Annotated in this window: 25 protein-coding genes; 13 read left to right on the forward strand and 12 right to left on the reverse strand. The window is 68.9% G+C overall.

All coding sequences use genetic code 11. The features are described 5' to 3' along the window. Positions 1–14: 14 nt before the first annotated feature. From ACLJRL_RS32475 to ACLJRL_RS32485, 3 genes are all read left to right on the forward strand, one after another. Positions 15–1,745 carry a hypothetical protein gene (locus ACLJRL_RS32475; RefSeq protein WP_410660156.1) on the forward strand — a complete coding sequence of 577 codons (1,731 nt, stop codon included), beginning with the start codon at positions 15–17 and terminating at the stop codon, positions 1,743–1,745. Between the two features lie 14 nt (positions 1,746–1,759). Further along, positions 1,760–2,446, forward strand: coding sequence for an SDR family oxidoreductase (locus ACLJRL_RS32480; RefSeq protein ID WP_410660157.1), 687 nt, complete (start codon positions 1,760–1,762; stop codon positions 2,444–2,446). A gap of 139 nt (positions 2,447–2,585) precedes the next feature. Next, positions 2,586–3,479, forward strand: coding sequence for a trypsin-like serine peptidase (locus tag ACLJRL_RS32485; RefSeq protein ID WP_410660158.1), 894 nt, complete (start codon positions 2,586–2,588; stop codon positions 3,477–3,479). 295 nt (positions 3,480–3,774) lie between these two features. On the opposite strand, the gene ACLJRL_RS32490 is transcribed toward ACLJRL_RS32485, so the two are convergent. The 3 genes from ACLJRL_RS32490 to ACLJRL_RS32500 are packed head-to-tail and all read right to left on the reverse strand — an operon-like array spanning position 3,775 to position 7,520. Beyond that, positions 3,775–5,082, reverse strand: coding sequence for an amidohydrolase family protein (locus ACLJRL_RS32490; protein WP_410660159.1), 1,308 nt, complete (start codon positions 5,080–5,082; stop codon positions 3,775–3,777). A 15-nt stretch (positions 5,083–5,097) separates the two neighbouring features. Continuing rightward, the gene (locus ACLJRL_RS32495; protein ID WP_410660160.1) at positions 5,098–5,748 is read right to left on the reverse strand and encodes a response regulator; all 651 of its coding nucleotides are present in this window, start codon (positions 5,746–5,748) and stop codon (positions 5,098–5,100) included. After that, positions 5,745–7,520, reverse strand: a complete 1,776-nt coding sequence (locus tag ACLJRL_RS32500; RefSeq protein ID WP_410660161.1) for a sensor histidine kinase — start codon at positions 7,518–7,520, stop codon at positions 5,745–5,747. The genes ACLJRL_RS32495 and ACLJRL_RS32500 overlap by 4 nt, the downstream gene beginning before the upstream one ends. A 180-nt stretch (positions 7,521–7,700) precedes the next feature. Here ACLJRL_RS32500 and ACLJRL_RS32505 point away from each other — a divergent pair, with 180 nt between their 5' ends. Together ACLJRL_RS32505 and ACLJRL_RS32510 are read left to right on the forward strand one after the other, a co-directional pair. Beyond that, a complete protein-coding gene (locus tag ACLJRL_RS32505; RefSeq protein WP_410660162.1) occupies positions 7,701–8,396 on the forward strand; it encodes an ABC transporter ATP-binding protein in 696 nt (231 codons plus the stop codon). Beyond that, the gene (locus ACLJRL_RS32510; protein WP_410660163.1) at positions 8,396–10,645 is read left to right on the forward strand and encodes an FtsX-like permease family protein; all 2,250 of its coding nucleotides are present in this window, start codon (positions 8,396–8,398) and stop codon (positions 10,643–10,645) included. Before ACLJRL_RS32505 ends, ACLJRL_RS32510 begins: the two co-directional genes overlap by 1 nt. Before the next feature lie 278 nt (positions 10,646–10,923). On the opposite strand, the gene trmB is transcribed toward ACLJRL_RS32510, so the two are convergent. From trmB to ACLJRL_RS32540, 6 genes are all read right to left on the reverse strand, one after another. Then, positions 10,924–11,631, reverse strand: a complete 708-nt coding sequence (gene trmB / locus ACLJRL_RS32515) for a tRNA (guanosine(46)-N7)-methyltransferase TrmB (RefSeq protein WP_410660164.1) — start codon at positions 11,629–11,631, stop codon at positions 10,924–10,926. 20 nt (positions 11,632–11,651) lie between these two features. Then, positions 11,652–12,146 carry a hypothetical protein gene (locus ACLJRL_RS32520; protein ID WP_410660165.1) on the reverse strand — a complete coding sequence of 165 codons (495 nt, stop codon included), beginning with the start codon at positions 12,144–12,146 and terminating at the stop codon, positions 11,652–11,654. Positions 12,147–12,361: 215 nt separating this feature from the next. Next, positions 12,362–13,114, reverse strand: a complete 753-nt coding sequence (locus ACLJRL_RS32525) for a hypothetical protein (RefSeq protein ID WP_410660166.1) — start codon at positions 13,112–13,114, stop codon at positions 12,362–12,364. Further along, entirely contained in the window at positions 13,111–14,031 is a 921-nt protein-coding gene (locus ACLJRL_RS32530) for an ABC transporter ATP-binding protein (RefSeq protein ID WP_410660167.1), read from the reverse strand. The genes ACLJRL_RS32525 and ACLJRL_RS32530 overlap by 4 nt, the downstream gene beginning before the upstream one ends. Positions 14,032–14,181: 150 nt before the next feature. Beyond that, positions 14,182–14,913: an ABC transporter permease gene (locus ACLJRL_RS32535; RefSeq protein WP_410660168.1), complete on the reverse strand. Its 732-nt coding sequence runs from the start codon at positions 14,911–14,913 to the stop codon at positions 14,182–14,184. A gap of 29 nt (positions 14,914–14,942) precedes the next feature. Beyond that, a complete protein-coding gene (locus ACLJRL_RS32540; protein ID WP_410660169.1) occupies positions 14,943–15,881 on the reverse strand; it encodes an ABC transporter ATP-binding protein in 939 nt (312 codons plus the stop codon). A 190-nt stretch (positions 15,882–16,071) separates the two neighbouring features. Between ACLJRL_RS32540 and ACLJRL_RS32545 the strand changes: the two genes are divergently transcribed. Both ACLJRL_RS32545 and ACLJRL_RS32550 read left to right on the forward strand, forming a co-directional pair. Next, complete coding sequence (locus ACLJRL_RS32545) at positions 16,072–16,662, forward strand: TetR/AcrR family transcriptional regulator (RefSeq protein WP_410660170.1); 591 nt, start codon at positions 16,072–16,074, stop codon at positions 16,660–16,662. Continuing rightward, positions 16,652–17,563 (forward strand): SDR family NAD(P)-dependent oxidoreductase, encoded by a 912-nt coding sequence (locus ACLJRL_RS32550; protein WP_410660171.1) that lies wholly within the window; start codon positions 16,652–16,654, stop codon positions 17,561–17,563. The genes ACLJRL_RS32545 and ACLJRL_RS32550 overlap by 11 nt, the downstream gene beginning before the upstream one ends. A gap of 7 nt (positions 17,564–17,570) precedes the next feature. On the opposite strand, the gene ACLJRL_RS32555 is transcribed toward ACLJRL_RS32550, so the two are convergent. The 3 genes from ACLJRL_RS32555 to ACLJRL_RS32565 form a co-directional block, all read right to left on the reverse strand. Then, a complete protein-coding gene (locus ACLJRL_RS32555) occupies positions 17,571–17,984 on the reverse strand; it encodes a VOC family protein (protein ID WP_410660172.1) in 414 nt (137 codons plus the stop codon). A 107-nt stretch (positions 17,985–18,091) separates the two neighbouring features. After that, positions 18,092–18,748 carry a response regulator gene (locus ACLJRL_RS32560; protein ID WP_410660173.1) on the reverse strand — a complete coding sequence of 219 codons (657 nt, stop codon included), beginning with the start codon at positions 18,746–18,748 and terminating at the stop codon, positions 18,092–18,094. Further along, positions 18,745–19,938: a sensor histidine kinase gene (locus tag ACLJRL_RS32565; RefSeq protein WP_410660315.1), complete on the reverse strand. Its 1,194-nt coding sequence runs from the start codon at positions 19,936–19,938 to the stop codon at positions 18,745–18,747. The genes ACLJRL_RS32560 and ACLJRL_RS32565 overlap by 4 nt, the downstream gene beginning before the upstream one ends. A 115-nt stretch (positions 19,939–20,053) precedes the next feature. Between ACLJRL_RS32565 and ACLJRL_RS32570 the strand changes: the two genes are divergently transcribed. From ACLJRL_RS32570 to ACLJRL_RS32595, 6 genes are all read left to right on the forward strand, one after another. Further along, positions 20,054–21,688: a dynamin family protein gene (locus ACLJRL_RS32570; protein ID WP_410660174.1), complete on the forward strand. Its 1,635-nt coding sequence runs from the start codon at positions 20,054–20,056 to the stop codon at positions 21,686–21,688. Between the two features lie 123 nt (positions 21,689–21,811). Beyond that, on the forward strand, positions 21,812–22,291 hold the full coding sequence (locus ACLJRL_RS32575) for a hypothetical protein (protein ID WP_410660175.1): 480 nt from the start codon (positions 21,812–21,814) through the stop codon (positions 22,289–22,291). After that, positions 22,288–22,944, forward strand: coding sequence for a TetR/AcrR family transcriptional regulator (locus ACLJRL_RS32580; RefSeq protein WP_410660176.1), 657 nt, complete (start codon positions 22,288–22,290; stop codon positions 22,942–22,944). Before ACLJRL_RS32575 ends, ACLJRL_RS32580 begins: the two co-directional genes overlap by 4 nt. A gap of 40 nt (positions 22,945–22,984) precedes the next feature. Beyond that, the gene (gene grpE, locus ACLJRL_RS32585; protein WP_410660316.1) at positions 22,985–23,497 is read left to right on the forward strand and encodes a nucleotide exchange factor GrpE; all 513 of its coding nucleotides are present in this window, start codon (positions 22,985–22,987) and stop codon (positions 23,495–23,497) included. Continuing rightward, on the forward strand, positions 23,494–25,329 hold the full coding sequence (locus ACLJRL_RS32590) for a dynamin family protein (RefSeq protein ID WP_410660177.1): 1,836 nt from the start codon (positions 23,494–23,496) through the stop codon (positions 25,327–25,329). Before grpE ends, ACLJRL_RS32590 begins: the two co-directional genes overlap by 4 nt. Before the next feature lie 208 nt (positions 25,330–25,537). Then, positions 25,538–26,263 (forward strand): hypothetical protein, encoded by a 726-nt coding sequence (locus ACLJRL_RS32595; protein ID WP_410660178.1) that lies wholly within the window; start codon positions 25,538–25,540, stop codon positions 26,261–26,263. Positions 26,264–26,336: the final 73 nt, after the last annotated feature.

Consider the following 26,336-nt stretch of genomic DNA (forward strand, 5'->3'; position numbering starts at 1 on the left):
AGCCGGGCGGGGCCATGACGCAGACGAGTACGACCGCGGACGGGAACACGTCCGCGTGGCCTTCGCGTGCCTGGTTCAGGCGGCCGTCCACCTGGACGTGGTTCGGGTTCGGCCTGGTGCTGGTGGTCTACGCCGACCTCGCCTGGCGTCGCCGCTGGATGAGCGACGACGGGCTGATCGTGCTGCGGACGGTCCGGCAGATCCTCGCGGGCAACGGTCCGGTGTTCAACATCGGCGAGCGCGTCGAGACCAATACCAGTCCTTTGTGGACGGCGGTGATGAGTGTTCTCGGCCTGGTGCCGGGGGTGCCGCTGGAGTGGATCTCCGTGGTCGCCGGGCTGGTCTTCTCGGTCGCGGGCCTGGTCTTCGGCCTGGACGGGGCACGACGGCTCTACCAGCCGCTCGCGTTCCACGGGCTCGCCCCGGCCGGGGCGCTGGTGGTCTGCGCGTTGCCGCCGTTCCGCGACTTCGCGACGTCCGGCCTGGAGACCGGCCTGATAACCCTGTGGCTGGGCGGCACGTGGTGGCTGCTCGTCCGGCGTACGTCCACAATGGACGAACTGCGCACGTGGCCGGTCGCCGTGGTCGCCGGGCTCGGGCCGTTGGTGCGGCCGGATCTCGCGCTCTTCAGCGGTGTCGCGCTGCTGGCGTTGCTCGTGCTTTTGCGGCCGGGACTCCGCCGCGCACTGGGCCTGGTGGCCGCGGCGGCCGTGCTCCCGTTGGCGTACCAGGTGTTCCGGATGGGCTACTACGGTCTGCTGACGCCGAACACCGCGCTGGTCAAGGAGGCGTCGGAGGCCAACTGGGGTCGCGGCTGGGCGTATTTCACCGATCTCGTCCAGCCGTACTGGCTGTGGCTTCCGCTGCTGGTACTCGCGGCCGCGGCCTTCGCCATCGCACGAGTGTCCACTGTGGACAAGACGTTCGTGGTGCTCTCGGCGGTCCCGGTCGTCGGCGCGGTGCTGCTCATGCTGTACGTGCTGCGGGTCGGCGGGGATTTCATGCACGGACGCATGCTGCTTCCGGCGCTCTTCTGCCTTTTGCTGCCCGTGCTGGCCCTGCCCGTGACGAGGGTGACCACGGTGCTTCTCGTCGTCGTCGGGATCTGGGCGTTCGTGGCCGCCGGATCGCTGCGCCCGCCGTATTCCGCCGCGCCACGCGCCGTCGGCATCACCGACGAGCGTTCGTTCTGGTCGCGTTCGACGGGGCACGAGCATCCGGTGCTGGCCGAGGATTACGCCGACTACCCGTCGATGCCGGCGACGCTGGAAGCGATCCGCAGCACGGTCGGCCCGGCCGTGCTGCTCCAGGACTACGCGACCAGGCGCTGGTATGCCTATCCGACCGACCGGCCGTATGTGACCGTCGCCGCGGACAGCATGGGCGCGCTCGGCCTGCTGATCCCGCTCGACATGCGGCTGCGCGACGGTTACGGGCTCGCGAACCCGTTCGCCGCGCATTCGACGTCGCTTCCCGATGGCCGGACCGGGCACCAGAAGTGGCTGCCCCCGGTGTGGGAACTGGCGAATTCGGCGCGGCTGCCGATCGGTACCGGCGGCCCGGTCAAACCCGAAGACGTCGCCGCCGCGCGAGCGGTGCTCAGCTGCCCGGAGATCGCGGAGATCGACGCGTCGGTGCGGGATCCGCTGACGGCAGGCCGGTTCGCGGACAACTTCGCCGGCTCGTTCACCCGGGGCTCCGTACGGTTCTCGCGAGTGGCGTCGGTACCGGTCGTCTGCGGGTGACTAGCGTGACGGGTATGGCTGATCTTCCCCTCGCTCTCGTCACCGGCGCCACCCGCGGCATCGGCGCCGCCGTCGCCCGCGCGCTCGCCCCCACCCACCGGCTGCTGCTCGGCGGCCGCGACGCCACCGCGCTCGGCGAACTCGCCGCAACCCTGCCCGGCGCGCGGGCGTGGCCGGTCGAGCTGACCGACGTCGAGGCGCTGGAAGCGGCGACCGCCGAGTTCGGCGAGCTGGACGTGCTGGTGCACTCGGCCGGGGTCGCGCGGCTCGGTACGACCGAAACCGCCACCGACGCCGATTGGCGGGCGAACTTCGAGGTCAACGTGCTCGCGGTCGTCACGCTGACCCGGCAGTTGCTGCCCGCGCTGCGTGTCGCGAAAGGGCACGTCGTGGTGATCAACTCGGGCGCCGGGCAGAACGCGCGTCCGGGCTGGGGTCCGTACGCGGCGAGCAAGTTCGCTGTCCGCGCCTTCGCCGACGCTCTGCGGGACGAGGAGCCGACGCTGCGCGTGACGTCGATCTACCCCGGCCGCACCGACACCGAGATGCAGCAGGCGATCATCGCCGACGAAGGCCGCGACTACGAACCGGAACGCTTCCTGCGCCCCGAATCCGTCGCCGCCGCCGTACTCGGCGCCGTCACCGCCACCGGCGACGCCCACCCGACCGACGTGACCCTCCGGCCACGCGGACTGGTCTAGACGTGTCGGAAACTGTCCGCTTTCGGACATAAACCCGGTACGTCCTCACGAAATCCCGGCTTTCTTTGTCATGCTGTCCCGACCGTGGCCGCGGTTCGCTCCACCTTGGTCAGTCCCTGTGCAGACAAGGAATCCCATCGTGTACCGAACCCTGCTCGCGATCGCCACCGCGGCCGTCGCCACGTTGTCCACGATCAGCATCGCCCAAGCCGACCCGGTCATCGGCACCGCGACGAACCACGCGTCGCCCGCCCAGACCGACTCCTACTGGACACCCGAACGTCTCGCCAACGCGAAACCCGCGCCCGCCCCGGCGAGATCCGGTGGCGCGATGGGTGTCCAGACCACCGACGGGCCACCGGTGTCGATTCCGGCGACGAAACCCGCCGGCGATTTCGCCGCGCAAGCAAGCGTGTGGAACACCTTGGGGCGGCTCGTTTTCACGAACCCCGGCGTGGGTGACTACATCTGCACGGCGAACGTGGTCACCAGCAACAACCGGGACGTCCTCGCGACCGCGCGGCACTGCGTGATGGACATCGCGACCGGGAAGGTGTTCCAGAACTTCCGCTTCGCGCCCGGCTACAGCAACGGCAACACCCCGCACGGCTGGTGGAACTGGCGCGCCGCGGGCTGGCGGATCGACGACAAGGGGCCCGGCGGCGACAACGCCTTCATCGTGCTCAACACCGGCGGGAACAACGGCGGGCACGTGCAGGACGCCGTCGGCAGTTCCGGTCTCGGGTTCAACTGGGGTCTCGCGACCCAGGCCTACGGTTTCGGGATCCCTGGCGCGACGAACACCGCCGTCTGGTGCGGCGGGAAGCCGTACAACGGACAGTCGGGCGGCGTGCAGATCCCGAACTGCAACGGCCTGAGCGGCGGGGCGAGCGGTGGCGCGTTCATCGTGAACTTTCAGAGCGACCAGTCGGGCACACAGACCGCCAGCTACTTCGGGAGCTGGGGCGATTCGTACTTCGCGTACTACCGGAACGCGGCTCTGGAGGTCTACAACGGCGCCACGAACCGCTGACCCTTCTCGGGATGTTGTGAAAGCCACTTCCACAACCTTCAACGTTGCGAAAGCCACTTTCACAACACGTCCGTCCGGCCCGACGTCTCCAATGCCACCTTGGGGACGTTGAGCGTCCCCAACTCCCCTTTGGCGGCCGACCCCGCTCCCCGACGTGCCGCCCCCCGCAGCCGAGTTATCCACAGTGACTCGCCATTGTGGATAACTCGGCCTGACCTGCGGTTTCCGTCGGGGGTCGCCGATAGACTGGCCTCGGGGCCGCCCCCTGGGATGGGTGGGGGGCTGCGTAAGTGAGTTAAGAGCGCAGCCGCGCGGAGACTTCGGCTACTTCGGCTTGGACCTTCGCGCGGTCGACGCGCAGCGATTCGCCGTCGCCGACGACCTGGTCGCCGGCGACCCAGACGTCGCGCACGCGGCGCGAGCCCGCGGCCCACACCAGGTTCGAGAGCAGCTGCTCGTCGGGGACGTCGAGTCCGGCGGCGAAGGCCGGGTCGTCCAGGTCGACGTGCACCATGTCCGCCCAGCGGCCGCTTTCCAGCGCGCCGATGTCGGTCCGGCCGAGGGCGTCGGCGCCGCCGCGGGTGCCGAGCAGAAAGGCGTCGGCCGCGGTCAGCACCGTCGAGTCGCCGGTCGCGAGCCGCGCGAACATCGCCGAGAGCTGCAGTTCCTCCCACAGGTCGATGTCGTCGTTCGACGCCGGGCCGTCCGTGCCCAGCCCGACGGCTACCCCGGCCTTCCGAAGGTCCGTCACCCGCGCGATGCCCGAAGCGAGCTTCGCGTTCGAGCCCGGGCAGTGCGCCATCCCGACCCCGCGGGCGGCGAACAGCGCGATGTCCTCATCCGACAGGTGGATGGCGTGCGCGGCCAGTGTCCGGCCTTGCAGCATCCCCACCTTCTCCAGCAACGCGGGCACCGAACCGTGCTCCTCGCGCTGCTGGACGTCTTCGAGCGCCGCCTCGGCCACGTGGATCTGCACCAGCGCACCGCGTTCGGCCGCCGATTCCGCGGTCGCGCGCAGCGCCTCCGGGTTCAGCATGTACGCCGAGTGCGGCCCGTAGCCGATCTCGATGCGCTCGCCGGGGCCGAACCGCAGGCCGTCGGTGTCGATCCAGCGGTCGATTTCCTTGAGCATCTCGCGCCAGTCCATGCCGGGCAGTTCCATGATCGGCGGGCCCAGCACCACACGGCCGCCGGTGGTGAGCACCGCGTCGGCGAGCTGCTCGCCTTCGAAGTACATCTCCGCGCTGGTCGTGACGCCGTGCCGCAGCATCTCGACCGAGCCCAGCAGCATGCCGGTCCGGATGTCCGAGGGCCTCAGCTTCGCTTCGGCCGGCCAGATGATCTCGGTCAGCCAGCGCAGCAGCGGCAGGTCGCCGCCCATCCCGCGCAGCAGCGTCATCGGGCTGTGCGCGTGCGCGTTGACCAGTCCGGGCAGGAGGATGCCGCTCAACCGGGTCACGGGAGCGGACGTTTCGGGCGCCTCGGAGGCGACCCCGACATGGGAGATACGCCCTGTCTCGTCCACGTCGACCACGGCGTCACGCAGCAAGGAGCAAGCGGGGTCGGCGGGCAGAACGACAGGAGCATGGAAACGGCGTTGCATGGAAAGAGCTTACTTTCAGTCCACGACGCCGCTTCGCCATGCCCAGGCCGCGATCTCCACCCGGTTCCGCGCACCGACCTTGCCCTGCACCGAGGCCAGATGCGTCTTCACCGTCGAGAGCGACAGGAACAGCTCGGCCCCGATCTCGGTGTTCGTCAGCCCCTTCGCCGCCGCCTTGACCACGTCCATCTCCCGCGCGGTCAGCGGCTCCGAAGGCGGGCTGACCTCGCGTTTCACGTTCGCGCCGTTGAAGTGTTTCAGCAGCCGGACGGTGATCTGCGGCGACACCAGCGCGTCCCCGCGCTCGGCCGCGCGCACCGCTTCGATCAGCAGCGCGGGCCCGGCGTCCTTCAGCAGGAATCCGCTCGCCCCGTTCCGCAGCGCGGCGTGCACGTACTCGTCCAGGTCGAACGTCGTGACCACCACCACCTTCAGCGGGTCGACGACGTCCGGACCGGCCAGCTGCCGGGTGACCTCGAGCCCGTCGATCCCGGGCATGCGGATGTCCAGCAGGCAGACGTCCGGCCGCAGTTCGCGCGCCTTTGCCACCGCCGAGACGCCGTCCGCCACGTCGGCGACCACTTCGATGCCGTCCTGCGCGTCCAGGATCATCCGGAAGCCGGTCCGCACCATCTCCTGGTCGTCGGCGATCAGTACCCGGATCACTCTTCTCCTTCAAGCGGTAGCCACGCTTCGACGCGCCACCCGCCGCCCGGCGCGCGCCCGGCGGAAAGCCGGCCGTGCAGCAGGGCGACGCGTTCGCGCATGCCGATCAGACCGTAGCCGCCCGACCCACCGGCCGGGCGGTGCTCCCGTTCGCGTCCGTCGTCGGTCACCTGGACGTGCAGTTCCCGCCCGATCACCTCGGCGATGACCAGCGTCTCCGTCGCACCGGACGCGTGTTTGCCGACATTCGTCAGCGACTCCTGGACCAGCCGCAACGCCGACCGCCCGACCTCGTGCGGCACGTTCGACGGCAGTTCGAGCTTCATCGACGTCTGCACACCGTGGTTGGACCGTTCGATCAGTGTCCGCAGGTCGGCGGCGAGATCGGTGGTGGCCTGTTCGCTGAATTCGCTGCTCCCGGCCGGGGCGTCCCCGCGCATGCTCCGCACGAGCCGCCGCATCGCCGCGAGCGCCTCCACCCCGGCGTCCTCGATCCGGCCCATCGCCTCGACCGCGACCTGCGGGTTCTTCTCGCCCATCATCCTCGCCGCCTGTGCCTGCACGACGATCCCGGTCACGTGGTGGGCGACGACGTCGTGCAGTTCCCGCGCGAGTGCCATCCGTTCCGACGTCTGCGCGTCGGTGATCGCCGACTGGACGACCTGGGTCCGCTCGGAATCCCGTGAACGCAGCGCCAGGCCGATCGCCACCGAGATGCCGAGCAGCAGCAGCGCGGCGATCCCGTACCCGGCGATGTCGTCGGGGTCTGTCAGCAGACGGTCACTCGGCCGTTTGGTGTTGACGATGGAGGCCACCGCGACCACCCCGGACAGTCCGGCGATCCGCGACAAGGCTTTGCTCAGCCCGGCCGAGCGGACCAGCGTGACGACCAGCCCCATCCCCGCGACGATCTGCGTCCCCGGCACGCCGCCGGGCATCGGGTAGTCGTAGCCGAGCCGGAGGAAAGGTGTCACCAGTGTGGAAAGCAGCGTGACGGCGGAGAGCGCGATCATCGCGTCGGAGGGTCGCCTCGGCGCCGCGACCGCGATGACCCCGGCGACGATCGAGCAGACCAGCACGGGCAGACCATGCGCCCCGGTCGCGTAGGTGAAGCCGAACTCCAGTAGCAGCGCGAAGGCCAGCAGACCGATGAGCGGCCACTGACCCATCACCAGCCTGTTGAGCTTCTGCAGCTTCTCGTAGCGCTTCGGATTCGTCATGCGGTCGCGCCCGGGAATCGCGAAGACCAGCGTTCCGCCCAGCAGGATCCCGCCGAAGAGCATCGCCTGCGCCATGGAGCCGTTCGAGGTGCCGCCGTAGTAGTAGCGGCCGGACACCGCGGCCAGGGTCGCCATCACGAGGCCGGCGATCACGGCGAACGCGACGCCCGGCCGCGTCCGGCGTGCGGCGTAGAACAGGATTTCGACTCCCGCCACCACCTCGGTGATGGACAGGTGGGCGAGCACGCTCGAGTAGGTCGGGACACCGAAATACCGGATGACGAGCGTAAAGGCCACCAGGACGGCCGACGCGGCGACGGCGGCGACGGCGGCCCGTTTCCGCGCCCACAGCGCGCAGAAAACCATCGCGAAGATGCCAGGGAACAACAACAGGTCGATTCCGCGGGGGCCGGTCCGGTCGAAAGCGGCGTCGGTGATGAAGAACAGATCGAACAAGAGCGCGGCCAGCAGCACGACCGTGGGCATGCCGAGACGGCGCACCAGCGAACTCGCGCGGGCGTAGAAGGTGTTCTGGGGTGGACCTGGTGTCACACCGTGACGGTAGAGGATCCGGCGCCGTCCGCACCTTGGCCGACCGGCTCGACCCGGGTCGGCCGATCGGCCGATGCGGCGGTGATCAGCACTGGCCGTCTGCCCGAAGTGGACACAGGTGGTTCACAGCGAAGCTCTTCCCCGAAGCGGAACACAAGTGACTGACTAGGGAGAATCACGGTGGCGGATCCACAATGGACAGGTCAGCCGGTCCTTTCGGGGCGCGGGCTGGTGAAGCGATACGGTACGCAGCACGCGCTGGCCGGGATCGACATCGACATCCAGGCGGGTGACGCGGTCGCCATCGTCGGGCCCTCAGGCTCGGGCAAGACCTCCCTGCTGCACGTGCTCGCCGGCATCCTGCGCGCCGACTCGGGACAGATTCTCTTGGCGGGGCAGCGGGTCGACCAGCTCAACGAACGCAAGCGCAGCGAACTGCGGCGCACCGAGTTCGGTTTCGTCTTCCAGTCCGGAATGCTCGTCGCCGAACTCAGCGCCGAAGAGAACGTCGCGCTGCCTTCGCTGCTCAGTGGCAAGGGGCGCAAGGAATCCATCGAAGCGGGCCGCGAATGGCTCGCCAAGCTCGGTCTCGCCGGCAAGGAGAAGCGGCGTCCGGGTGAGCTCTCCGGCGGTGAAGCGCAGCGCGTCGCGATCGCACGGGCGCTGACACACCGGCCGAAGGTGATCTTCGCCGACGAGCCGACCGGGGCGCTCGACACCCGTACCGGCCGCGCCACCATGGACGCGCTGCTCGTGGCGGCCGCCGACAGCGGCGCCGCGGTGATCGTGGTGACCCACGACCGTGAACTCGCCGAATCCATGCCGAGGACCGTCTCCATCCGCGACGGACTGATCGCGACGAGGTTGGCTGCCTGATGAACAGCTTCCAGCTGGCCATGCGGGTGCTCCGGGTCGACCGCCGGACCCGCACTTCGGCCATCCTCACCGCGGTCGGGGTCGCCGTCGCGACCAGTCTGGTGCTCCTGCTGGCCTCCCTTCCGGGTGCCACGCAGGCTCGCTCCCAGCGAGCGATCTGGCAGGACATCTACAGCTACAACTCGCCGGAATCGAACCCCCGGCCCGCGCCGCTGCTGATGGCGGCGAACAAGGACTTCACCGGTGATCAGCAGATCATCCGGGTCGACGTCGCCCAGACCGGGACGTCGCCCATGCTGAGCCTGCCGCCGGGTATCCCGAAGCTGCCGGGCCCCGGCGAGTCGATCGTTTCGCCCGCGCTCGGGAAATTGATCCAGTCGACGCCGCAGGCCCAGCTCGGGGACCGGTTCGGCAAACTCGTCGACGCGCTCGGCCCGGATGCCCTGATGTATCCGGAGCAGCTCGTCGCCGTCGTCGGCCACACGCCGGAATCGATGCCGGAGTCGGCGCTGGCCGCGGACGGCTTCCCCAACAAGCAGGCGAAACCCGACCCGATGCTCGAACTGCTCGCGTGGGTCGGCGTCATCGTGCTCCTCGTGCCGAGCCTGGTGCTCGTCGCGTCTTCGGCCAGGCTCACCGCCGCCCGGCGTGAGCTCCGGATGGCGGCACTGCGGCTCGCCGGGGCGACCCCGGGCCAGGTGACGAAGATGGTCGCCGCCGAGACGGCGTTGTCCGCGGTCGTCGGTGCCCTGCTCGGCATTCTCGTGGCGCCGGCGCTACAAGGACTCTCGACGTTCGTCCCCTGGGGAGGGGGAACGTGGCTGGCTTCGGACTTCAGCCTTTCGGTCGGCTCGACCATCGCGGTCGCGGTGGCGATCCCGCTGCTGGTCGTCTTCGCCGGGGTGATGGGGATCCGGCGGGTGCTGAAGACGCCGCTGTTCGCCGCGTCGGCACACGCTCGCAAGCCGCTGCACTGGTGGCGCCTGCTCGCGGTGCCCGCGGCCGGTGCGTTCTTCCTCTTCGCCGTCAACCAGGACGGCGACGGCGGGATGCTGATGGTGATGCTCGGCCTCTTCCTGCTGGTCGGGTCGGCGGCGATCGTCGGGCCGTGGGTGACCTCGGCGGTGGGCGGCACCTTCGTCCAGATCTGGCGGAAACCGGCCTCGCTGCTGGCGGGACGCAGGCTCCGTGATGACCCGAAGAGCGCGTACCGCGCCACGGCGGGCGTGGTGCTGGCGGTGTTCACCGGTTCGATGGCGCTGACGCTGCTGCCGTCGTTCGAATCGATGGCGGGCGGCGGCCGGACCTTCAAGGACGACGTCCTCTACGCCAACTCCGACGCGGCCCATTCGCAGCAGGTGGCCGACCAGACGAACGCGTCGCTCACCCGCAACGGGGTGGCCGAGAAGGCCGTCGTCGTCGGCCAGGTCTACCTGGCCAGCGGCGAGATGCGGGCCGATGGCTCGCAGTCGCTCCAACGCGCCTTCGTGGCGACCTGCGAGGACGCCACGAAGCTGCTTCGGGTCAATATCGGCGGCTCTTGCCAACCAGGTCCGGCGGTCTACAGCTCGTCCTCGATCGATCCGTCGAAGTACCGCGTGACCGGAGAGTGGAACCAGGCCGGTGTGCAGCTCGGGAACGTCCCGGTGCGCACGTTCCCCCAGTCCGAGAAGGACACCTACAACACGATCGTGATCGACCCGGCCCTGGTGCCCGCGGGGGTCAAGCCGGAGAACGTCGACGTCGTCGTGCCGACGACCCCGGCGAACGCCGAGGTCGTGCGGACGGCGCTGGTCGGGGCCGCGCCGGGCCAAGAGGTCGGCAGCCGTGGCCTGCACATGATGGGCCAGCAGCAGGAACTCGCCGACCTGCGGCGGGTCACCGTCATCGGCCTGATCGCCGCCGGTGTGCTCGCCGGCTGCAGCGCGGCCGTGGCGACAGCGGGCTCGGTGATGGACCGCCGTCGCACCTTCGGGGCACTCATCGCGGCCGGGACACCGGTCCGGGTGCTGGCGAGGGCGCTGCGGATGGAGGCGGCCCTGCCCGCGATGGTGGCGACCATCGGCGCGGGTGTGGTCGGGATCGGAGTCGGCATGGGGCTCTACAGCATGGTCGAGGAGAACTCGGTCGTGCTGAGCCCGTGGCTGCTGGCGCCCGTGGTGCTGGGAATCGGGGTGGCGTTGCTCGGGGCATCCGTCTCGACCCCGGCGCTCAAGCGGGTGCAGGCGGAGCCGCTGGCCGACGAGTGATCCGGGTCGCCCCGATCGCGTCATGGCGCCGGGGCGGCGGAGTCTCGTGGGTGGAGTCGGTGGTTCCACCCACGAGCCGGGTGGCCCGGTCGTCCCTCTGTCGGGGGAGGGACGAACGGGCGCCGGGGATGCGCAGGGGGCATCCCGGAGTTCACGGGTGTAAGAAAGGGCCGGTCAGGACGGGAAACCGTCCGGACCGGCCCTTTCAGGCGTCTAGTGCATCGTGAGTGATTTGGGTCGGGTGCTAACGACCCAAATCACTCACGAGTCCCGCGCGTCTAGACCCGCTCGAAGATCAGATCGTGCGAAACACGGCCTTCGACGTCGGCGCGGTTCTCGAACTTGGTGATCGGCCGCCAGTCCGGGCGCGGGGCCCAGCCGCCGGGCTCGCCGGCGTGACGGTTGTGCAGGAGAGGCTCGCCGGAGCAGACCTCCATCATCTGCTCGGCGTAGTTCTCCCAGTCGGTCGCCATGTGGAACGTCCCGCCCGGCGCGAGCCGCGAGGCCACCAGCGCGACGAACGCGGGCTGCACGATCCGCCGTTTGTGGTGCCGCTTCTTCGGCCACGGGTCCGGGAAGAACAGCCGGACCCCGGACAGCGTGCCCGGCGAGACATGCTCCGTCAGCAGCACGACGGCGTCGCCGTGCAGGAGCCGCAGGGTCTCCACGCCGAGCTTCTCCGCGCGCAACATCAGCTGGCCGAGACCCGGTTCGTACACCTCGGCGGCGACGTAGTTGAGTTCCGGCGCGGCGGCCGCCAGCTGGGACGTGGTCTCACCCATGCCCGAGCCGATCTCCAGCATCACCGGGGCCGACCGGCCGAACCAGCCGTCGAAATCCACCGGGCCTTCGGGCAGACCGCCCACGGTGCGGCCGAGCGAGGGCCAGTGTTCTTCCCACGCTCGCTGCTGGCCGACGGTCATCCGGCCACCGCGATTGACATAGCTGACCACGCTGCGCAGCCGTGGCTGGTCCTCGTTCTCCACCCGCCCATTAAACGTGGGTGCTAACGGACCGCTTCGAACTCCCCCAGTCGCGACCGCAGCCCGGCGAATCCGGCGACCGAGATCGGCGGCGGTGTCGTGCTGGAGTGCGCGGGCAGAACGTCGATCCAGCCGTCGTGGCGGCTGGTGTTCAGCGCGGTGGTCGGGATCGAATGCCCGGACGCGCCGCGTTCGGAAGGCATGAACTCCCAGTAGCCGGATTCGCCGTCCGCGGCCCACGGGACGAATTCCCAACCCGGGCGCCTGCCGAGCAGTCCGGCGATGCGGTCTTCGATGCGAAAACCGAGTTCTCGTGATTCGAGCCTGCCTTCCACGATGGCCCGAAGCCACCAAGGGGCGGGAATTTCACCGTGCATTCCGCTGGACGCGCGATACAGCGCGACAACGAGATCTTCCGGGGCCCGATGTACCCATGCGCGGCGGAGTTCGGACGGGCGGGTCGCGGACTCCACCGCGCGCGGGAGTTCGATCGCCTGTGACCATTCGAGGTCGAGCATGGGCTCGAGCCGGGGTCGCGGGCTGTCAGTGCGGGCTTTCGGGATCGTGCGTTCTACTCCCTGACCGGAATCCACCGTCAAGGATCACCTCCGGGGCCGAGAGCCGAAATAGGCTCATCCCGAGCATCGCCCGGTCAGGAACAGTATGTCCGCTTCCTGTGAGAGAAGCCACAGGCTCTTAACGTGGACTTAACTCCTTTGGAGGCGGTAAAAGCTCATGCATCCCTTCGATGGGTGATCATGAGGCTCGCTGTATAGACAATCACGCAGACGCCGGCGAAATAAGCCAAATAGCCCCACGGTCCCAGCGGTGGTTCGAGTTTCAACATCGAAACCGTCAGATCCGGGCCGGAGAACTGATTCGCCGCGAAGAACGGCATCCACTGGTAGATGTCGTCGCCCACGCGCGGAATCAGCATGACGAGACCTTCGATCAACTGCGTCCAGACCAACGCGAAGCCGAGTGCGAAGGCGGGGCTGCGGAACAGCAGGCCGAGCCCGACGCCGAGGAAGCCGGTCAGCAGGAAGGTCAGCCCCTGGCCCGCCACCGCGCGCCAGTCGGCGCCCGAGGCCAGCCCGAGGTCCGCGGCCGGTTTGATCAAGTACGCGATCGCCCACGAGCCGAAGCCCACGAGGAGACCGATCAGCCCCGAGAACACCCCGACGACGACGCCCTTCGCCAGCAGGGCGGGCACCCGCGAAGGCACCGCCTGGAAGGTGAGCTTCATCGTGCCCCAGTTGAACTCGGTCGCGGCCGCCAGAATGGCCAGCACCAGGACCACGGTGCGGCCGAGCGCGCTGGCGGTCTGCGTCGAGCTGACGGTGGTCTGGTCTTCGAGCGGGACGAAACCGAAGAACAACGCGGTGTAAGCGAGCGCGACGGCCACCGCGATACCGGCGCACCACCAGGGCGCGCGGGTGCTCAGCAGCTTGATCCGCTCGGCGCGGAGCATGTTCGCCGTGGTCATCGGACGACCTCCGGAACCTGGCCGGTGCCGTACTCGACGGCTTCGGCGGTGAGTTGCATGTACGCGTGCTCGAGTGAACCGGTGAGCGGGCTCAGCTCGTGCAGGGTCGCGCCGGCGGCGAACGCCAGCTCGCCGATGTCGTCACTGTCCATTTCGGACACGATGAGCGAGCCGTCCTCCTCGCGGAACTCGGCGCCCTTCTCGGTCAGCGCCGTCCTCAGTTCGGTCAGGTGCGGTGTGCGCACCCGTACGCCGAGACCCTTCGCGCGGCCGACGAAGTCCTCCGTCGTGCCCTGGTAGATGAGCTTGCCCCGGCCGATCACCACGAGGTCCTGCGCGGTCTGCGCCATCTCCGGCAGCAGGTGGCTGGACACGAACACGGTGCGCCCTTCGGCGGCGAGCGCGTGCATCACCTTCCGGATCCACACGATGCCCTCGGGGTCGAGGCCGTTCACCGGCTCGTCGAACAGCAGCACGCGCGGGTCGCCCAGCAGCGCCGTCGCGATCCCGAGCCGTTGCGACATCCCGAGCGAGAACTGCCCGGCCCGTTTGCCGGCGACCGACGTCAGGCCGACGAGCCCGAGCACCTCGTCGACCCGCTTGTCGGGCAGCCCGTTGGTCGCGGCGATCCAGCGCAGGTGGTCGCGAGCCGGGCGGCCGGGGTGCCGCCAGGTGGCGTCGAGCATCCCACCGACCGTCCGAAGTGGATCATGCAGCTCGCGGTAGGCTTTTCCGTCGATGGTCACCGAACCCGAGGTGGGGTTGTCGAGACCGAGGATCATCCGCATCGTGGTGGACTTCCCCGCCCCGTTGGGACCGAGGAACCCGGTCACACGGCCTGCTTCGGCGGTGAAGGAAAGGTCATCGACGGCGACCTTGTCGCCATAGCGTTTCGTCAGCCTCGTGGCCTCGATCATCGGCCCTCCCTCCGGTGGATTCCGACATTACGCGGGAAAGGACCGGGCTGCCCCCCGATTAGGCGGCCCGGTCCTTGTTCCCCTTTTCTCCCCGTCCGAACGCTTCACTCCCCCGAGCCGAGCGTCCGGCTTTCTCCCCTGTGGAAGTCCTTACGCGTCGCGCTTGTTCGCGACGACCAGCGAGGTGACCAGCAGCACCGCCGCGAAACCGGCGAAGTAGGCCAGCGCCCCGCCCTGGCTCAACGCCGATTCGGTCGCGGCGCTTCCCGCGCCGTTGAGGAACATGTCGGCGACGTGGAACGGCATCCACTCGTAGATGTCCTTGCCGATCTTCGGGATGAGCTGGATCAGGTTCTCCACCGCGAGGGCGTAGATCAGCACGAGCGAGATGGCGCCGGCGCTGTGCCGGATCAGGATGCCGACGGCGACCGCGATCACCGAGGCGAGCGCGAACACCACACCTACCCCGGCGACGCTGGCCCACTCCACGGTGGTGTTCAGTGCGAGGTCTTCCGGCCGCATGACCGAAGCGAGGCCCCAGGCGCCGAACGCGGCGATCTCGCCGATCACGAGCGACAGGATCGCGACCACGCCGGTCTTGGCCAGCAGCGCCGCGGTGCGGTTCGGCACGGCCTGGAAGGTGGTCCGGATGGTGCTGAAGCGGTATTCGGTGGTCACCGAAAGCGCGGCGAGCACCATGATCACGGCCATGCCGAAGCCGTAGCCGAACTGGGTCAGGCTGACGTCGGTGAGTTCACCGGTGGGTGCGGCGCCGGAGATGATGGCGGCGAAACCGATCACGACGGCGAGGGCGGCCAGCGCGCACCACCATGGCGAGCGTGTGGTGAACAGCTTGATGCGTTCCACAGCGAGCAGAGTCATGACTTTTCTTTCCTCTGAAGAGTGAGCGGCTACTTGGCGGCGGCGACCACTTCGGCGGCTTCGGCGTCGATACCGGTGTGGTATTCGACCGAATCGCCGGTGATCTGCATGAAGGCCTGCTCCAGAGAGCCGGTCTGCGGGCTGAGCTCGTGCAGCACGATCTGGTTGGCCGCGGCGATCTCGCCGATCTTGTCACTGTCCAAACCGGACACGATGAGTGAGCGGTCGGCGTCGGTGACCTCCGCGCTCGCCTGTGTCAGCACGGAACGCAGGGCCGGCAGCTGCGGCGACCGGACCTTGACCGTGTTCTCGGCGGCGCGGGAAACGAAGTCTTCGGTGGAGGACTGGGAGATCAGCTGCCCCTTGCCGATCACGATCAGCTGGGTCGCGGTGAGCGCCATCTCCGAAAGCAGGTGGGAGGAAACGAACACCGTGCGGCCGTCGTCGGCGAGCCGGTGCATGAACTTCCGGATCCAGAGGATGCCCTCGGGGTCGAGGCCGTTGACCGGCTCGTCGAAGAGGAGGACCTCCGGGTCGCCCAGCAGTGCCGCCGCGATCCCCAGTCGCTGCGACATGCCGAGGGAGAAACCACCGGCGCGCTTTCCGGCGACGCTGGTGAGGCCTACCGTCTCGAGCACCTCGTCGACCCGGGACGCCGGGATCTTGTTGGACTTCGCCATCCACAGCAGGTGCGCCCGTGCCGACCGGTTGGGGTGCACCCACTTGGCGTCCAGCAGCGCGCCGACCGTCCGCAGCGGTTCCTTCAGCTCGCGATAGAGCTTGCCGCCGATACGCACCGAACCCGAGGTCGGGTTGTCCAGGCCGAGGATCATCCGCATGGTCGTCGACTTGCCCGCGCCGTTCGGCCCGAGGAACCCGGTGACCTGTCCTCCCGCGACTGAGAAGGAAAGGTTGTTCACCGCCAGTGTCTTGCCGTACCGCTTGGTGAGGCCCGCTGCCTCGATCATGTGTGCTCCCCTCGGCGATTGCAGGACCAATCGTCGTCCATCCGGGTGGGCGAGCGCGTCATCCTGAGGTGCCAACCTGGTACCCGACTTGAGACGTAGCTTGCCGTCTCCTGGCGATGTACGCGATCGGTGATACCCCTGAGAGTGACCCTGAATTGCCAGGGTTAATGAACCATGGTTCACTAATGGCATGGCGAGGCCTCGCACCATCACCGACGAACGGCTGCTGACCGCGGCGGGAACCGTGATCGGCCAGGTCGGGCCCGGTTTCACGCTCGCCCAGGTGGCGGCGGAGGCCGGGGTCGCGGTCGGCACCGTGGCGCAGCGGTTCGGCTCGAAAAGTGGCTTGTTGCAGGCGTTGAGCCGACTGAACACGCAGTCCGTCGTGGGGAGGATGCGCGAGTGCGGCGAGGTGGCCGATCCCGTCGAGGGACTTCGGGCGGCGCTGGTGGCCGTCTACGAGGGAATCGGTTCCGCGGACACGGCGGCGAATCACCTCGGGCAACTCGGTGCCGACATCGGGGATCCGGAACTCCGCGCGCTGCTGGGAGCGCATTTCACCGCCGTGGAGGCGGAATTGCGGCGGCTGGTGCGCGTCGCGGCGCGTGACCTGCCGAACGCTCCGGGTGTCGTCCGGGCGGCGCGAGTGCTGATGGGGGTGGCCAACGGGGCCTCGCTCGACTGGTCGATCCGGCCGAAGGGCCGATACGTCGACCGCATGGGGCAAGACGTGGACGCGGTGCTGACCGCGTGGAAAGGGAGTGTCCGAAGTGGATCTTAAGGTAGCGGTGGTCGCGGGCGCGACTCGTGGCTGTGGCCGGGCGATCGCGGTGGAACTGGGCAGGCTCGGCTGGACGGTGTTCGTCACCGGCCGCACGACGAGGGAGCACCAGTCGCCGATGAAGCGGTCGGAGACGATCGAAGATACGGCGGAACTCGTCGACGCGGCGGGCGGCCGGGGGATCGCCGTCCGGTGCGACTTCACCTCGGTGTCCGATGTGGACGCGCTGAAGGCACGGATCGAGTCCGAAGTGGACGGCCGCGTCGACGTCCTGGTCGACGACGTCTGGGGAGGCGACCCGTTCGCCGATTTCGAGCGGGCGTACTGGGACTCCAGCCTCGATGACGCGCTCACCCTGGTGCACAACGCGATCGACACGCATCTGATCGCCCTGCACCGGCTCTTGCCGCTGGTCGTGAAGCGGGAGGGCGGCCTCGTCATCGAGGTGACCGACGGCGACCACGACGAGTACGTCGGCGCGGGGATCCCGTACTTCCTGGCGAAGTCCGGTATCCGCGCGATCGGCCGGGCGCTGGGCGCCGAACTGAAGAAGTACGGCTGCACCGGGATGACCGTCACCCCGGGGTTCCTGCGGTCGGAGTCGATGCTGGACCACTTCGAGGTCACCGAGGAGACCTGGCGTGACGCGGTGGGCAAGACCGCGCCGGTCGACTTCGCCATCTCGGAGACGCCGACGCTGCTCGGGCGAGGTGTCGCGAAACTGGCGTCCGACCCGGAGGTCTCCCGGTTCGCGGGCAAGACGCTGGCGTCGTGGACGTTGATGAACGAGTACGGCCTGACCGACGTCGACGGCTCGCGCCCCGACTTCGGCAAGTGGATGGCCGAAGTCAGGGACGCGGGCAAGGACCCGGAGACGACGGATCCCGCTCCGTTCCGCTGAACCAGGGCTACTTCTTGCCGGCCAGCACGTCGAGGTAGTGCTGGTTGAACATGACGCCGAGGACGTTGCCGAACGGGTCGACGACCGCCGCGGTGACGAAACCCGGGCCGCGCTCGGTGATCGGTTCGTACTCCTTCGCGCCCTTCTCGAGCAGCTTCCCGAAGGCGTCTTCGACGTTGTCGACGGCCCAGTTCGCGATCGCCCCACCGGGTCCGGGCTGGGCCTGCGACGGCCGGTACGCGCCGCTGACCAGGCCGAACTCGTGCTGGTAGTCGCCGATCCGGAACTCGACGTACGCCGGCTTGTCGTCGGGGCCGTTGCGGACGAAGTACGGCTCGATCCCGAAAAGGTCGGAGTACCACTCGATCGCGGCGGTCATGTCGTCGGCGTAGAACGTGGTGGTGGTGAGGCCTCGCAGCATTTCCTTCTCCTCCGGTAGGTGACCCTGAAGACAAGGATCCCCCTCAAAGTGCTCACCGAATGAGCACTTTGAGGGGGACTGCGAACTTCTTTTTCCGAAGCTGGTTCTCAGGTGATCCCGGGCCTCGCCAGGCCGGTCTCGTAGGCGAGCACCACGGCCTGCACCCGGTCGCGAAGGTCGAGCTTGGACAGGATCCGGCCGACGTGCGTCTTCACCGTCGCTTCGGACAGGAACAGCGTCTCGGCGATCTCCAGGTTCGAAAGGCCCTTCGCGATCAGCACGAGCACCTCCCGCTCCCGTTCGGTGAGGACGTCGAGTTCGGCCGCGTCCCGCATCGGCTTCCCGCCGCTGCCGACGAACCGGTCGAGCAGCCGCCGGGTCACCGACGGCGAGACCACGGCCTCGCCGGAAGCGACCGCCCGCAGCGCCGAAACCAGGTGGTCCGGTTGCGTGTCCTTCAGCAGGAACCCGCTCGCGCCGCCCTGCAACGCCGAGTAGACGTACTCGTCGAGGTCGAACGTCGTCATCACGAGCACCCGGGCCGTCCCGGCCTCGACGATCCGCTTCGTCGCCTCGACCCCGTCCAGCACCGGCATCCGGACGTCCATCAGCACGACGTCGGGCCGCAGTTCCTCCGCCAGGCGGATCGCCTGCGCACCGTCACCCGCCTCGCCGACGACGTCGATGTCGGCCTGCGCGCCCAGGACCATCCGGAACCCGACACGCATCAATTCCTGGTCGTCGACGACCACCACTCGGATCACGTCGTCAACCTAACCGGAAGCCTCGCGTGCACTTGCCACCCTCCACCGAACGCCGGGCCGACCTCCAGCGTGCCGCCGAAGACGTTCGCCCGTTCTCTCATTCCGATCAATCCGTTGCCACCGGGGACCGACAGTTTCCGCGGTCCGCCCGGTGCGGCGTGGGGTGCCGTCTTGGTGGCGGTGGGCACCAGCTGCCGGGCGCGCCCGGCGCCGTCGTCGGTGACCCGGACGTCGATCACGTCCTTCTCCCGGCGCACCACCACTTCCGCCTGCGCGCCCTGTCCGGCGTGCTTCAGCGTGTTCGTCAGCGATTCCTGCACGATCCGGTACACGCCGAGCGAGACACCGGCGGGCAGGCCGGCCAGCGCGTCGTCGCCGATCGCCAGCGTCACCGGCACACCCGCCTGGCGGATCCGGTCCGCGAGGTCGGTCAGCGCGCTGGCGTCCGGCTGCGGCACGCGCGGCTCGTCGTCGCCGTCGCTGCGGAGCACGTCCAGCAGCCGCCGCAGTTCGGCGAGCGCGCCGCGGCCGGTCTCCGAAATCGTCTGCAAGGCCCGTTTCGCCATCTCGGGATTCCCGTCGACCGCGTAGGACGCGCCGTCGGCCTGGACGACCATGACGCTCACCGCGTGCGCGACGACGTCGTGCAGCTCACGGGCGATCCGCCCGCGTTCCTCACCGACGGCGATCCTGGTCGCCTGGTCCCGTTCCGTCTCCAAAAGATGCAACCTGGCTTCCACCTCCTCGTGATAGGCGCGTCTCGCGCCGACGAACTCGCCGAGCGTCCAGCACAACGCGATGGCGAAGACACCGATGATCGCCAGTACCCAGAGGTCCTCCGGGGTGTCCACCCACAGCTGGATCGCCGAAGTGGCGAGCGTGGCCAGCAGGTAGATCAGTCCTTGTTTACGCCCGACGTAGACGAGGACCGAGTAGATGCTGATCATCCCCGCCAGCCCGCTCGCCGCGCCGAGTTCCAGGGCGCTGTGCGGGATGCCGATCAGGAGCAGCAGGTACGCCGACCACAGCGTCGCCTTCCGCCGGAAGACCAGCGGGACGACGATGGCGATGTCCAGCGGGACGACCACATACCAGGGGCTCATCGGTATTTCCGGCGTCTCGGCCGCGGCCACGTAGAACAGCAGGTCGGTCAGCAGGAGAACGACGGCGATGAAACTGTCCCCGGCCATGGGGTGGGCACGCATCCAGAGGCTTAACCGTCGCACCTGGTAACACTATGTCCACCTGGGCCGCTCGCGCGTCGGTCGCCGGTACCACCTTCGGTGCGACCCGAGGATGAGCGGCATGGCACGATTCGGGTCGGCAAGCTTGACGACCGGGGAGGGGGCAGGCGCCGTGACGTCAGCGACGGAGCAGGGCCGTCTCGCCGGCCCGCTGTCGATGTCGGTGGCGAACCTGTGTCATCGCCTGCAGCCGCAGGTGTCCGCGCGGACCGCGGCCGGGTTCGCCGAGGTGCTGCGCCGGCTGGGCGGGCCGCTGCAGGTCGCCGTCGCCGGCCGGATCAAATCGGGGAAGTCCACGCTGGTCAACGCCCTGATCGGGCGCCGGGTCGCGCCGACGGACGTCGGTGAGTGCACCCGGCTGGTGACCAGGTTCCAGTACGGCACCGTCGACCGCGTCGAGATCGTCTTCAACGACGGCCGCAAGCAGGTGCTGCCCTTCGCCGCCGACGGGATGATCCCGGCCGAGCTGGGGATCGACATCGAGCAGGTGTCGCATATCGAGGCGTACCTGACCAACGCGGTCCTGCAGGGCATGACCGTCATCGACACCCCCGGCCTCGGTTCGCTCGACGCCGCGTCGGTGTCGCGGACCGAGCTGCTGCTGGGCGCGGCGAAGCACCGCAAGCCAGACGGTGAAGAGGACAGTGCTGATTCTGAAGGCTCTGACGAGCTCGACGACACCTCGCGCAACGCCGTCGCCGGTGCCGAGGCCGTCCTTTACGTCGTCACCCAGGGCGTGCGGGCCGACGACCAGCAGGCACTGGCCGCGTTCACCGCCGCGACCGCGAGCCGCGAGGCCGGCCCGGTCAACGCGATCGCGGTATTGAACAAGGCGGACACGATCGCGCCGGAGTCGGTCGAGGGTTCGGGCGGCGACGTCTGGAAGGCCGCGATGCTGCTCTCGGAGAAGCAGGCCGCGACGCTGAAGCCGCGGATCGCGGACGTGCTGCCGGTGATCGGGCTGATCGCGGAGTCTGCGGAGTCCGGCGGGTTCACCTCCGGCGACGCCGAGGCGCTGCGCCAGCTGTCCGAAATGGACGACGACATCCTCGGGACCATGCTGATCTCGGCGGACATCTTCACCAGCTGGGACTGCGACGTCGCGGCGGGTACCAGGCTGCGGCTGCTGGAGAAGCTGGACCTGTTCGGCGTCCGGTACGCCGTCGAGGCGATCCGTGCGGAACCGGAGGTCACCGCGGGCTCGCTGCGGCGGAAGCTGCTCGACGCCTCCGGGCTCGAAGCCGTCCGCCAGCGGTTGAGCATCGTCTTCGCCGCCCGCGCCGACGGCATCAAGGCGGCCGCCGCGCTGGCGTCGGTCACCGCGCTGGCCCACGCCTCGGGCGACCCGGCCGAGCGGCAGCGCGTGCACGACGCCATCGAGGTCCTGCTCGCCAAGCCCGAAGCACACCAGCTGAGGCTGCTCGAAGCGCTGACCCTGGTCGCGTCCGGCGCCGTCGACATGCCCGAGGACCTGTCCGAAGAGGTCCTGCGGGTCGGCAGCAACGCCGACATCGGCGCGCAGCTCGGCAAGCCGGGCGCCTCCCGGCCCGACCTCGCGGCACACGCGCTGGAGCGCGCCGGCTGGTGGCGGTCCTTCGCGTCCTTCGGCGCGACGCCCGCCCAGAGCCGCGTCGCGCACGTCGTCCACCGTGCGTACTTCCTCATCTGGCAGCAGATCCGCGACCCCCAAGCCTGACCTGCCGCAATTAGTCGACTACTTGCCCCGACCGCGATCAGGCGCCGGAAGGCGTTCAGGCAAGTAGTCGACTAATTGCGGCAGGGATTGATAAACCGAGCGCTCGGTCTAATAATGGAGACCATGGAAACGATCGTCGACGAGCCGCAGTGGCTGCGCACCGGCTCTTGGATCGGCTGCCCGCTGCTGGGCGCCGCGCTCGGCTGGTTCCTCCAGTCGATCTCCGGCTGGGTGGCCTCGCTCAGCTGGGTCCCGTTCAAGGGCCCGTTCCAGCTCGTCTCGGACATCCCCCAGCCATGGGGTTCGGTCACCGGCATCGCCGTCGGTGTGGTGCTCGGCCTGCTGTTCGCCGGGGTCTGGGCGCACGAACGGCTGATCGTCAAGGTGACGCCCCTCCGGATCACGCTGACCATCAAGGGCCGCACCCGGGCCTACGAGGCGAAGCTGCAGGCCGTCTTCCTCGACGGCAAGGAACTCGTCCTGCTCGCCGCCGACGGCCGGGAGCTGGCACGGGAGAAGGGCGACGTCGATCGTCAAGCCGTCGCCAAGGCCTTCACCGAACACGGCTACCCCTGGCACGACGAACCGCCGGCGGTGAAATGAGGACGGTCGACCCGGCCAAACACGAGGCGAAGCGCCGAGGGATTCTCGACGCCGCCACGATGTGCTTCGCGGAGAAGGGCTTCGAGAAGACCACGACGGCGGAGATCTGCCGGGCCGCGGGGATCAGCACCGGCACGCTGTTCCACTACTTCCCGAACAAGCGCGCCGTGTTCGTCGGCATCTTCGAGCAGGACGGCGACGAGACGGCGGCACTGATCGCGGCCGCCGCCGAGATCGAAGACCCGTGGGAGGCCATCCTCCACGTCATCGCCCACGTGTCCGAACAGCTCCTCCAGCCGGTCGCGGCCAGGCTCGTCCTCGAAGTCGCCGCGCAGTGCGCCCGCGACGCCGAACTGGCCGGACTCGTCCAGGGCAACGATCGCGCCCTGCGCGACGCACTGGTCGGTCTCGTGACGACGGCGGTGGAGGCGGGCCGGATCGACCCCGGGCTGGAACCGGAGACGGTGGCCAGCTGGCTCGTCGCGTTGGTCGACGCGCCGCTCTCCCGCGTGATTCTGGACCCGGACCTCGACACGGCCGCGGAACTCGCGGTGATGAAGGTGGTCCTCACCAGATTCCTTCGTCCCGTTCTGCCGATTTCACCCCCGGCAGGCGCGGCGGTACCCGACACTGGTGAAATCTCTCCGAGCTGATCGGGCGGCTCGAGAACACCAGTAACGGGGGTCGGTGGCTGTGGGAGCCTGGCTTCGCAAGAAAGCTGTCGAAACTGTGGATATCGAAGAAGCGAATCCGGACGAAGTGCCGACCGGCCAGATAGCGGCGGTCAGCATCGCGGCGATCATCGCCGAGGTGGATGGCGAGACTTCTCCGAAAGAGGGAACCGAGGACGTAGAAGCCACGTCGAACACCGATGTGGAGTCCACGACCACGGGTCCGGCAGACCTCGAACAGGCCCTCGCCGACAGGCAGGCGCTGATCCAGCTCTGCCTGTACGCGCTGGATCGCGCCCGCAGTGGCGGCGTGGTCGAGCGGCTCGAACACGGGCTCGCCGGCCTCGGCGTCCGCGCCCTGCGCCCGGACGGTCAGCGGTTCGACCCCGCCGTGCACGAGGCGGGCGGCGCCGTCGCGACGGAAGACCCGGCACTCGAAGGGCTCGTCGCGGAGACGGAGGTCGTCGGTTTCGCCGATCACGACCGGGTCCTGCGCGCGCCGATCGTCATCGTCTACGCGAAGAAGGCCCAGTGACCGCTCCGAGCGCGGCGGCCGGCCTGCCGGCGGTCGTGAAGAGCACCCGCGAACAGCTGCTGACCGTCGTCCGCGACGCCGATCCGCAGGCCGCGAAATGGGTCGAGGACATCGGGAAGACGCGGCCGAAGAAGCCGTCGGTCGTGGTGGTCGGCGAGACCAACCGCGGCAAGAGCTCGCTCGTGAACGCGCTTCTCTCCATGCCCGGACTGTCCCCTGTGGACGCTGACGTCGCCACGGCGACGTATCTGGTCTTCGAGCACGCCGCGCAGTGGTCCGCGCAGGCCTGCTATCCGGGCCAGCTGGCGTCGGTGCCGATCAACCTCAACGCTTTGATCCACTGGGTCTCCGCCGCGCACGAGCTGCCGGAGGGCCAGATCCCGCCTCGCTACGTCGAGGTCTCCGGCCCGGTCCCGCTGCTCGAACGCGTGTCCATTGTGGACACGCCGGGTGTCGGCGGGCTCGATTCGCTGCACGGCGAGCTGGCGAAGGAGGCGGCGGCCGGCGCCACCGCGCTGCTTTTCGTCGTGGACGCCTCCGCGCCGTTCACCGCGCCGGAGCTGCATTTCCTGCAGGGCATGGGCGAGCGTGTCGAGACCGTGCTGTTCGCGCTGACCAAGACCGACCAGTTCCGCGGCTGGCGTGAAGTCCTGGAGGCCAACCGGCGGCTGCTCGCCGAGCACGCGCCCCGGTTCGCCGACGCGGTGTTCCATCCCGTGTCCGCGCGCATGTTCGAGACGGCGGCCAAGGCCCCGAACGAGCAGATGGCCGCGATGCTGCGGGAAAAGGCCGGTATCGCCGCGCTTCAGGGCGCGCTGCAGGAAATGCTGGTCGGCCGCTCGGCGATGCTGGGTGAGGCCAACACCTTGCGCGCGCTTTCGAGCGCGCTCGCCGAGCTCAAGGCGAAGCTGCAGGGGGAAAGCCGCGCGCTGTCCGCCGGCGAGGCCGAGGCGGAACAGCTGCGCCAGCGCCGCGACGACCTGACCACCGAGCGGCGGTCGTCGACCCGAGGCTGGCAGCTGAAACTGCGCGCCGAGATCCAGCGGACCCGCGTCGAGGTCGGACACGAGACCAGCAGGCAGATGCGCGACGCGCAGACGCATTTCCGGCAGAAGATCGACGGCGCGAAACGCGACGAACTCGCCGCGCTGCCGCAGCAGGTGGACATCGCGCTGCAGACGACGTCGCAGCGGGTTTCGATGCTGCTTTCGCAGCGGCTCAACCAGGTCACCAACGTGGCGCTTTCGGAGCTGTTCTCGGCCGAGGAACTCGACATCATCCGCGGCCAGTTCGCCAGGGCGGGCGGCCCGCCGGTCGTGCTGCGCCCGCCGGACAAGAAACCGCCGACGGCCGAGGACAAACTGCTCATCTTCATGGGCGTTTCCGGTGGTCTCGGCGCCGGGAAGGTCGCCGCGCTGCCGCTGGCCGGCGTCGCGATCCTGAACCCGGTGATCCTGCCCGCGACGATCATCATCGGCCTCGGCGCCGGCTGGTGGATGGCGCGCACCCGCAAGCACGCCTCGGACAAACAGCACATGAAGCAGTGGCTGGTCGAAGCGATCGCCGACGCACGGTCCACCCTGGACCAGCTGGTCGCGGAGCAGCTGATCGAGGCCGAACAGCAGCTGTCGATGGCCCTGGACGAGGCACTCGGCCGCCGGATCGACGCGATCGAGGCCGAGCTGAAGGAAGTCGACAAGACGATCAAGATGGGCGCGCAGGAGCGAGCCAAGAAGGTCTCTTCCGTCGCGAAGCGGCTGAAAGACGTCTCGGACGGCCGCGACCGCGCCGAGGCGCTCCTTGGCCGCATTCGGTCCCTGCGAGACAGCTGACCATCGCAAGTCGTCCTCTAGTTGCGGTACTTGCACACGCATACACCGCGACTAGAGGACTAGTTGCGATGCATCCGGTCGGCCCAGGCGGGTGGTGCTGTTGTGGACGGGAACCGAACGGGCCTACGGTGAGTCATAAGCTTCGACACCAGCAGGTCGCAGACGTCGGGGAGTCCGGCGAGGCCAGGTATTCCAAGGGGGTTTTCCCATGTGGGTCGACGAGAGCGGCGGCACGGACACCGAGGCCGGCGCGTCCGCCGACGCGGTCACGGTCAGCGTTGACGGCGAGGAGTACCAGGCCGAGCTCAACTACGACCTCGACAAGGACGGCGTGAACGACGCCGCCGTCATCCAGCACGACGACGGCACCGGCCAGGCGTTCGTCGACACCGACGGCGACGGCGACGCCGACCAGTACGCGGTGCTCGACGAAAACGGCAAGGTCGTCCAGGAAGCCGTCTACGACGAAGCCTCCGGCGCCTGGGTCGAAGCCGGTGGAGCCGGCAGCGACGACGGCAGTGACGCGGGGACCAGCGGCTCCATGCACGCTGACCTGCCCAACGGCGACGTCGAGGTCGGCCCGCCGACGATCGACACCGACGGTGACGGCACCAACGACACTGCCATCGTGCAGACCAAGGACGGCGGCACCATCGCCTTCACCGACAAGGACGGCGACGGCAAAGCCGACATCGCGGTGGAGACCGACGCCTCCGGCAACTCGACCACCTACGAGCACACCGGCCCCGGCCAGTGGACCGAGACCAGCAGCGGCGTGGTCAACTCGGAGGTCGGCTCGGGTTTCGTGAGCACCCCGGCCGCCGTCGAGGGCGACCCCGCGGGCGACGCGGCATGGGGCGGCGCGGGCACGCAGACGCTGGAAGGCGTCGCGAAGATCGATTCCGCCACCGGTCAGTGGATCAGCCCCAACTAAAGCCCAGAATGGACTAAACCAATACGGATACCCATTCGTGAGTGGTTTAGTCCATTCCTTTCAGTCGAATTGA

The sequence above is a fragment of the Amycolatopsis sp. lyj-112 genome, assembly GCF_046549055.1.
Classification (GTDB): Bacteria; Actinomycetota; Actinomycetes; order Mycobacteriales; family Pseudonocardiaceae; genus Amycolatopsis.

Excerpts from the sequence above, each read along its gene's own strand:
- ACLJRL_RS32475 (WP_410660156.1), top strand. The coding sequence starts at position 15 with ATGACGCAGACGAGTACGACCGCGGACGGGAACACGTCCGCGTGGCCT.
- ACLJRL_RS32480 (WP_410660157.1), top strand. The coding sequence starts at position 1,760 with ATGGCTGATCTTCCCCTCGCTCTCGTCACCGGCGCCACCCGCGGCATC.
- ACLJRL_RS32490 (WP_410660159.1), bottom strand. The coding sequence starts at position 5,082 with ATGCAACGCCGTTTCCATGCTCCTGTCGTTCTGCCCGCCGACCCCGCT.
- ACLJRL_RS32510 (WP_410660163.1), top strand. The coding sequence starts at position 8,396 with ATGAACAGCTTCCAGCTGGCCATGCGGGTGCTCCGGGTCGACCGCCGG.
- ACLJRL_RS32520 (WP_410660165.1), bottom strand. The coding sequence starts at position 12,146 with ATGCTCGACCTCGAATGGTCACAGGCGATCGAACTCCCGCGCGCGGTG.
- ACLJRL_RS32525 (WP_410660166.1), bottom strand. The coding sequence starts at position 13,114 with ATGACCACGGCGAACATGCTCCGCGCCGAGCGGATCAAGCTGCTGAGC.
- ACLJRL_RS32530 (WP_410660167.1), bottom strand. The coding sequence starts at position 14,031 with ATGATCGAGGCCACGAGGCTGACGAAACGCTATGGCGACAAGGTCGCC.
- ACLJRL_RS32535 (WP_410660168.1), bottom strand. The coding sequence starts at position 14,913 with ATGACTCTGCTCGCTGTGGAACGCATCAAGCTGTTCACCACACGCTCG.
- ACLJRL_RS32540 (WP_410660169.1), bottom strand. The coding sequence starts at position 15,881 with ATGATCGAGGCAGCGGGCCTCACCAAGCGGTACGGCAAGACACTGGCG.
- ACLJRL_RS32545 (WP_410660170.1), top strand. The coding sequence starts at position 16,072 with ATGGCGAGGCCTCGCACCATCACCGACGAACGGCTGCTGACCGCGGCG.
- ACLJRL_RS32555 (WP_410660172.1), bottom strand. The coding sequence starts at position 17,984 with ATGCTGCGAGGCCTCACCACCACCACGTTCTACGCCGACGACATGACC.
- ACLJRL_RS32565 (WP_410660315.1), bottom strand. The coding sequence starts at position 19,938 with ATGGCCGGGGACAGTTTCATCGCCGTCGTTCTCCTGCTGACCGACCTG.
- ACLJRL_RS32570 (WP_410660174.1), top strand. The coding sequence starts at position 20,054 with ATGGCACGATTCGGGTCGGCAAGCTTGACGACCGGGGAGGGGGCAGGC.
- ACLJRL_RS32575 (WP_410660175.1), top strand. The coding sequence starts at position 21,812 with ATGGAAACGATCGTCGACGAGCCGCAGTGGCTGCGCACCGGCTCTTGG.
- ACLJRL_RS32580 (WP_410660176.1), top strand. The coding sequence starts at position 22,288 with ATGAGGACGGTCGACCCGGCCAAACACGAGGCGAAGCGCCGAGGGATT.
- ACLJRL_RS32595 (WP_410660178.1), top strand. The coding sequence starts at position 25,538 with ATGTGGGTCGACGAGAGCGGCGGCACGGACACCGAGGCCGGCGCGTCC.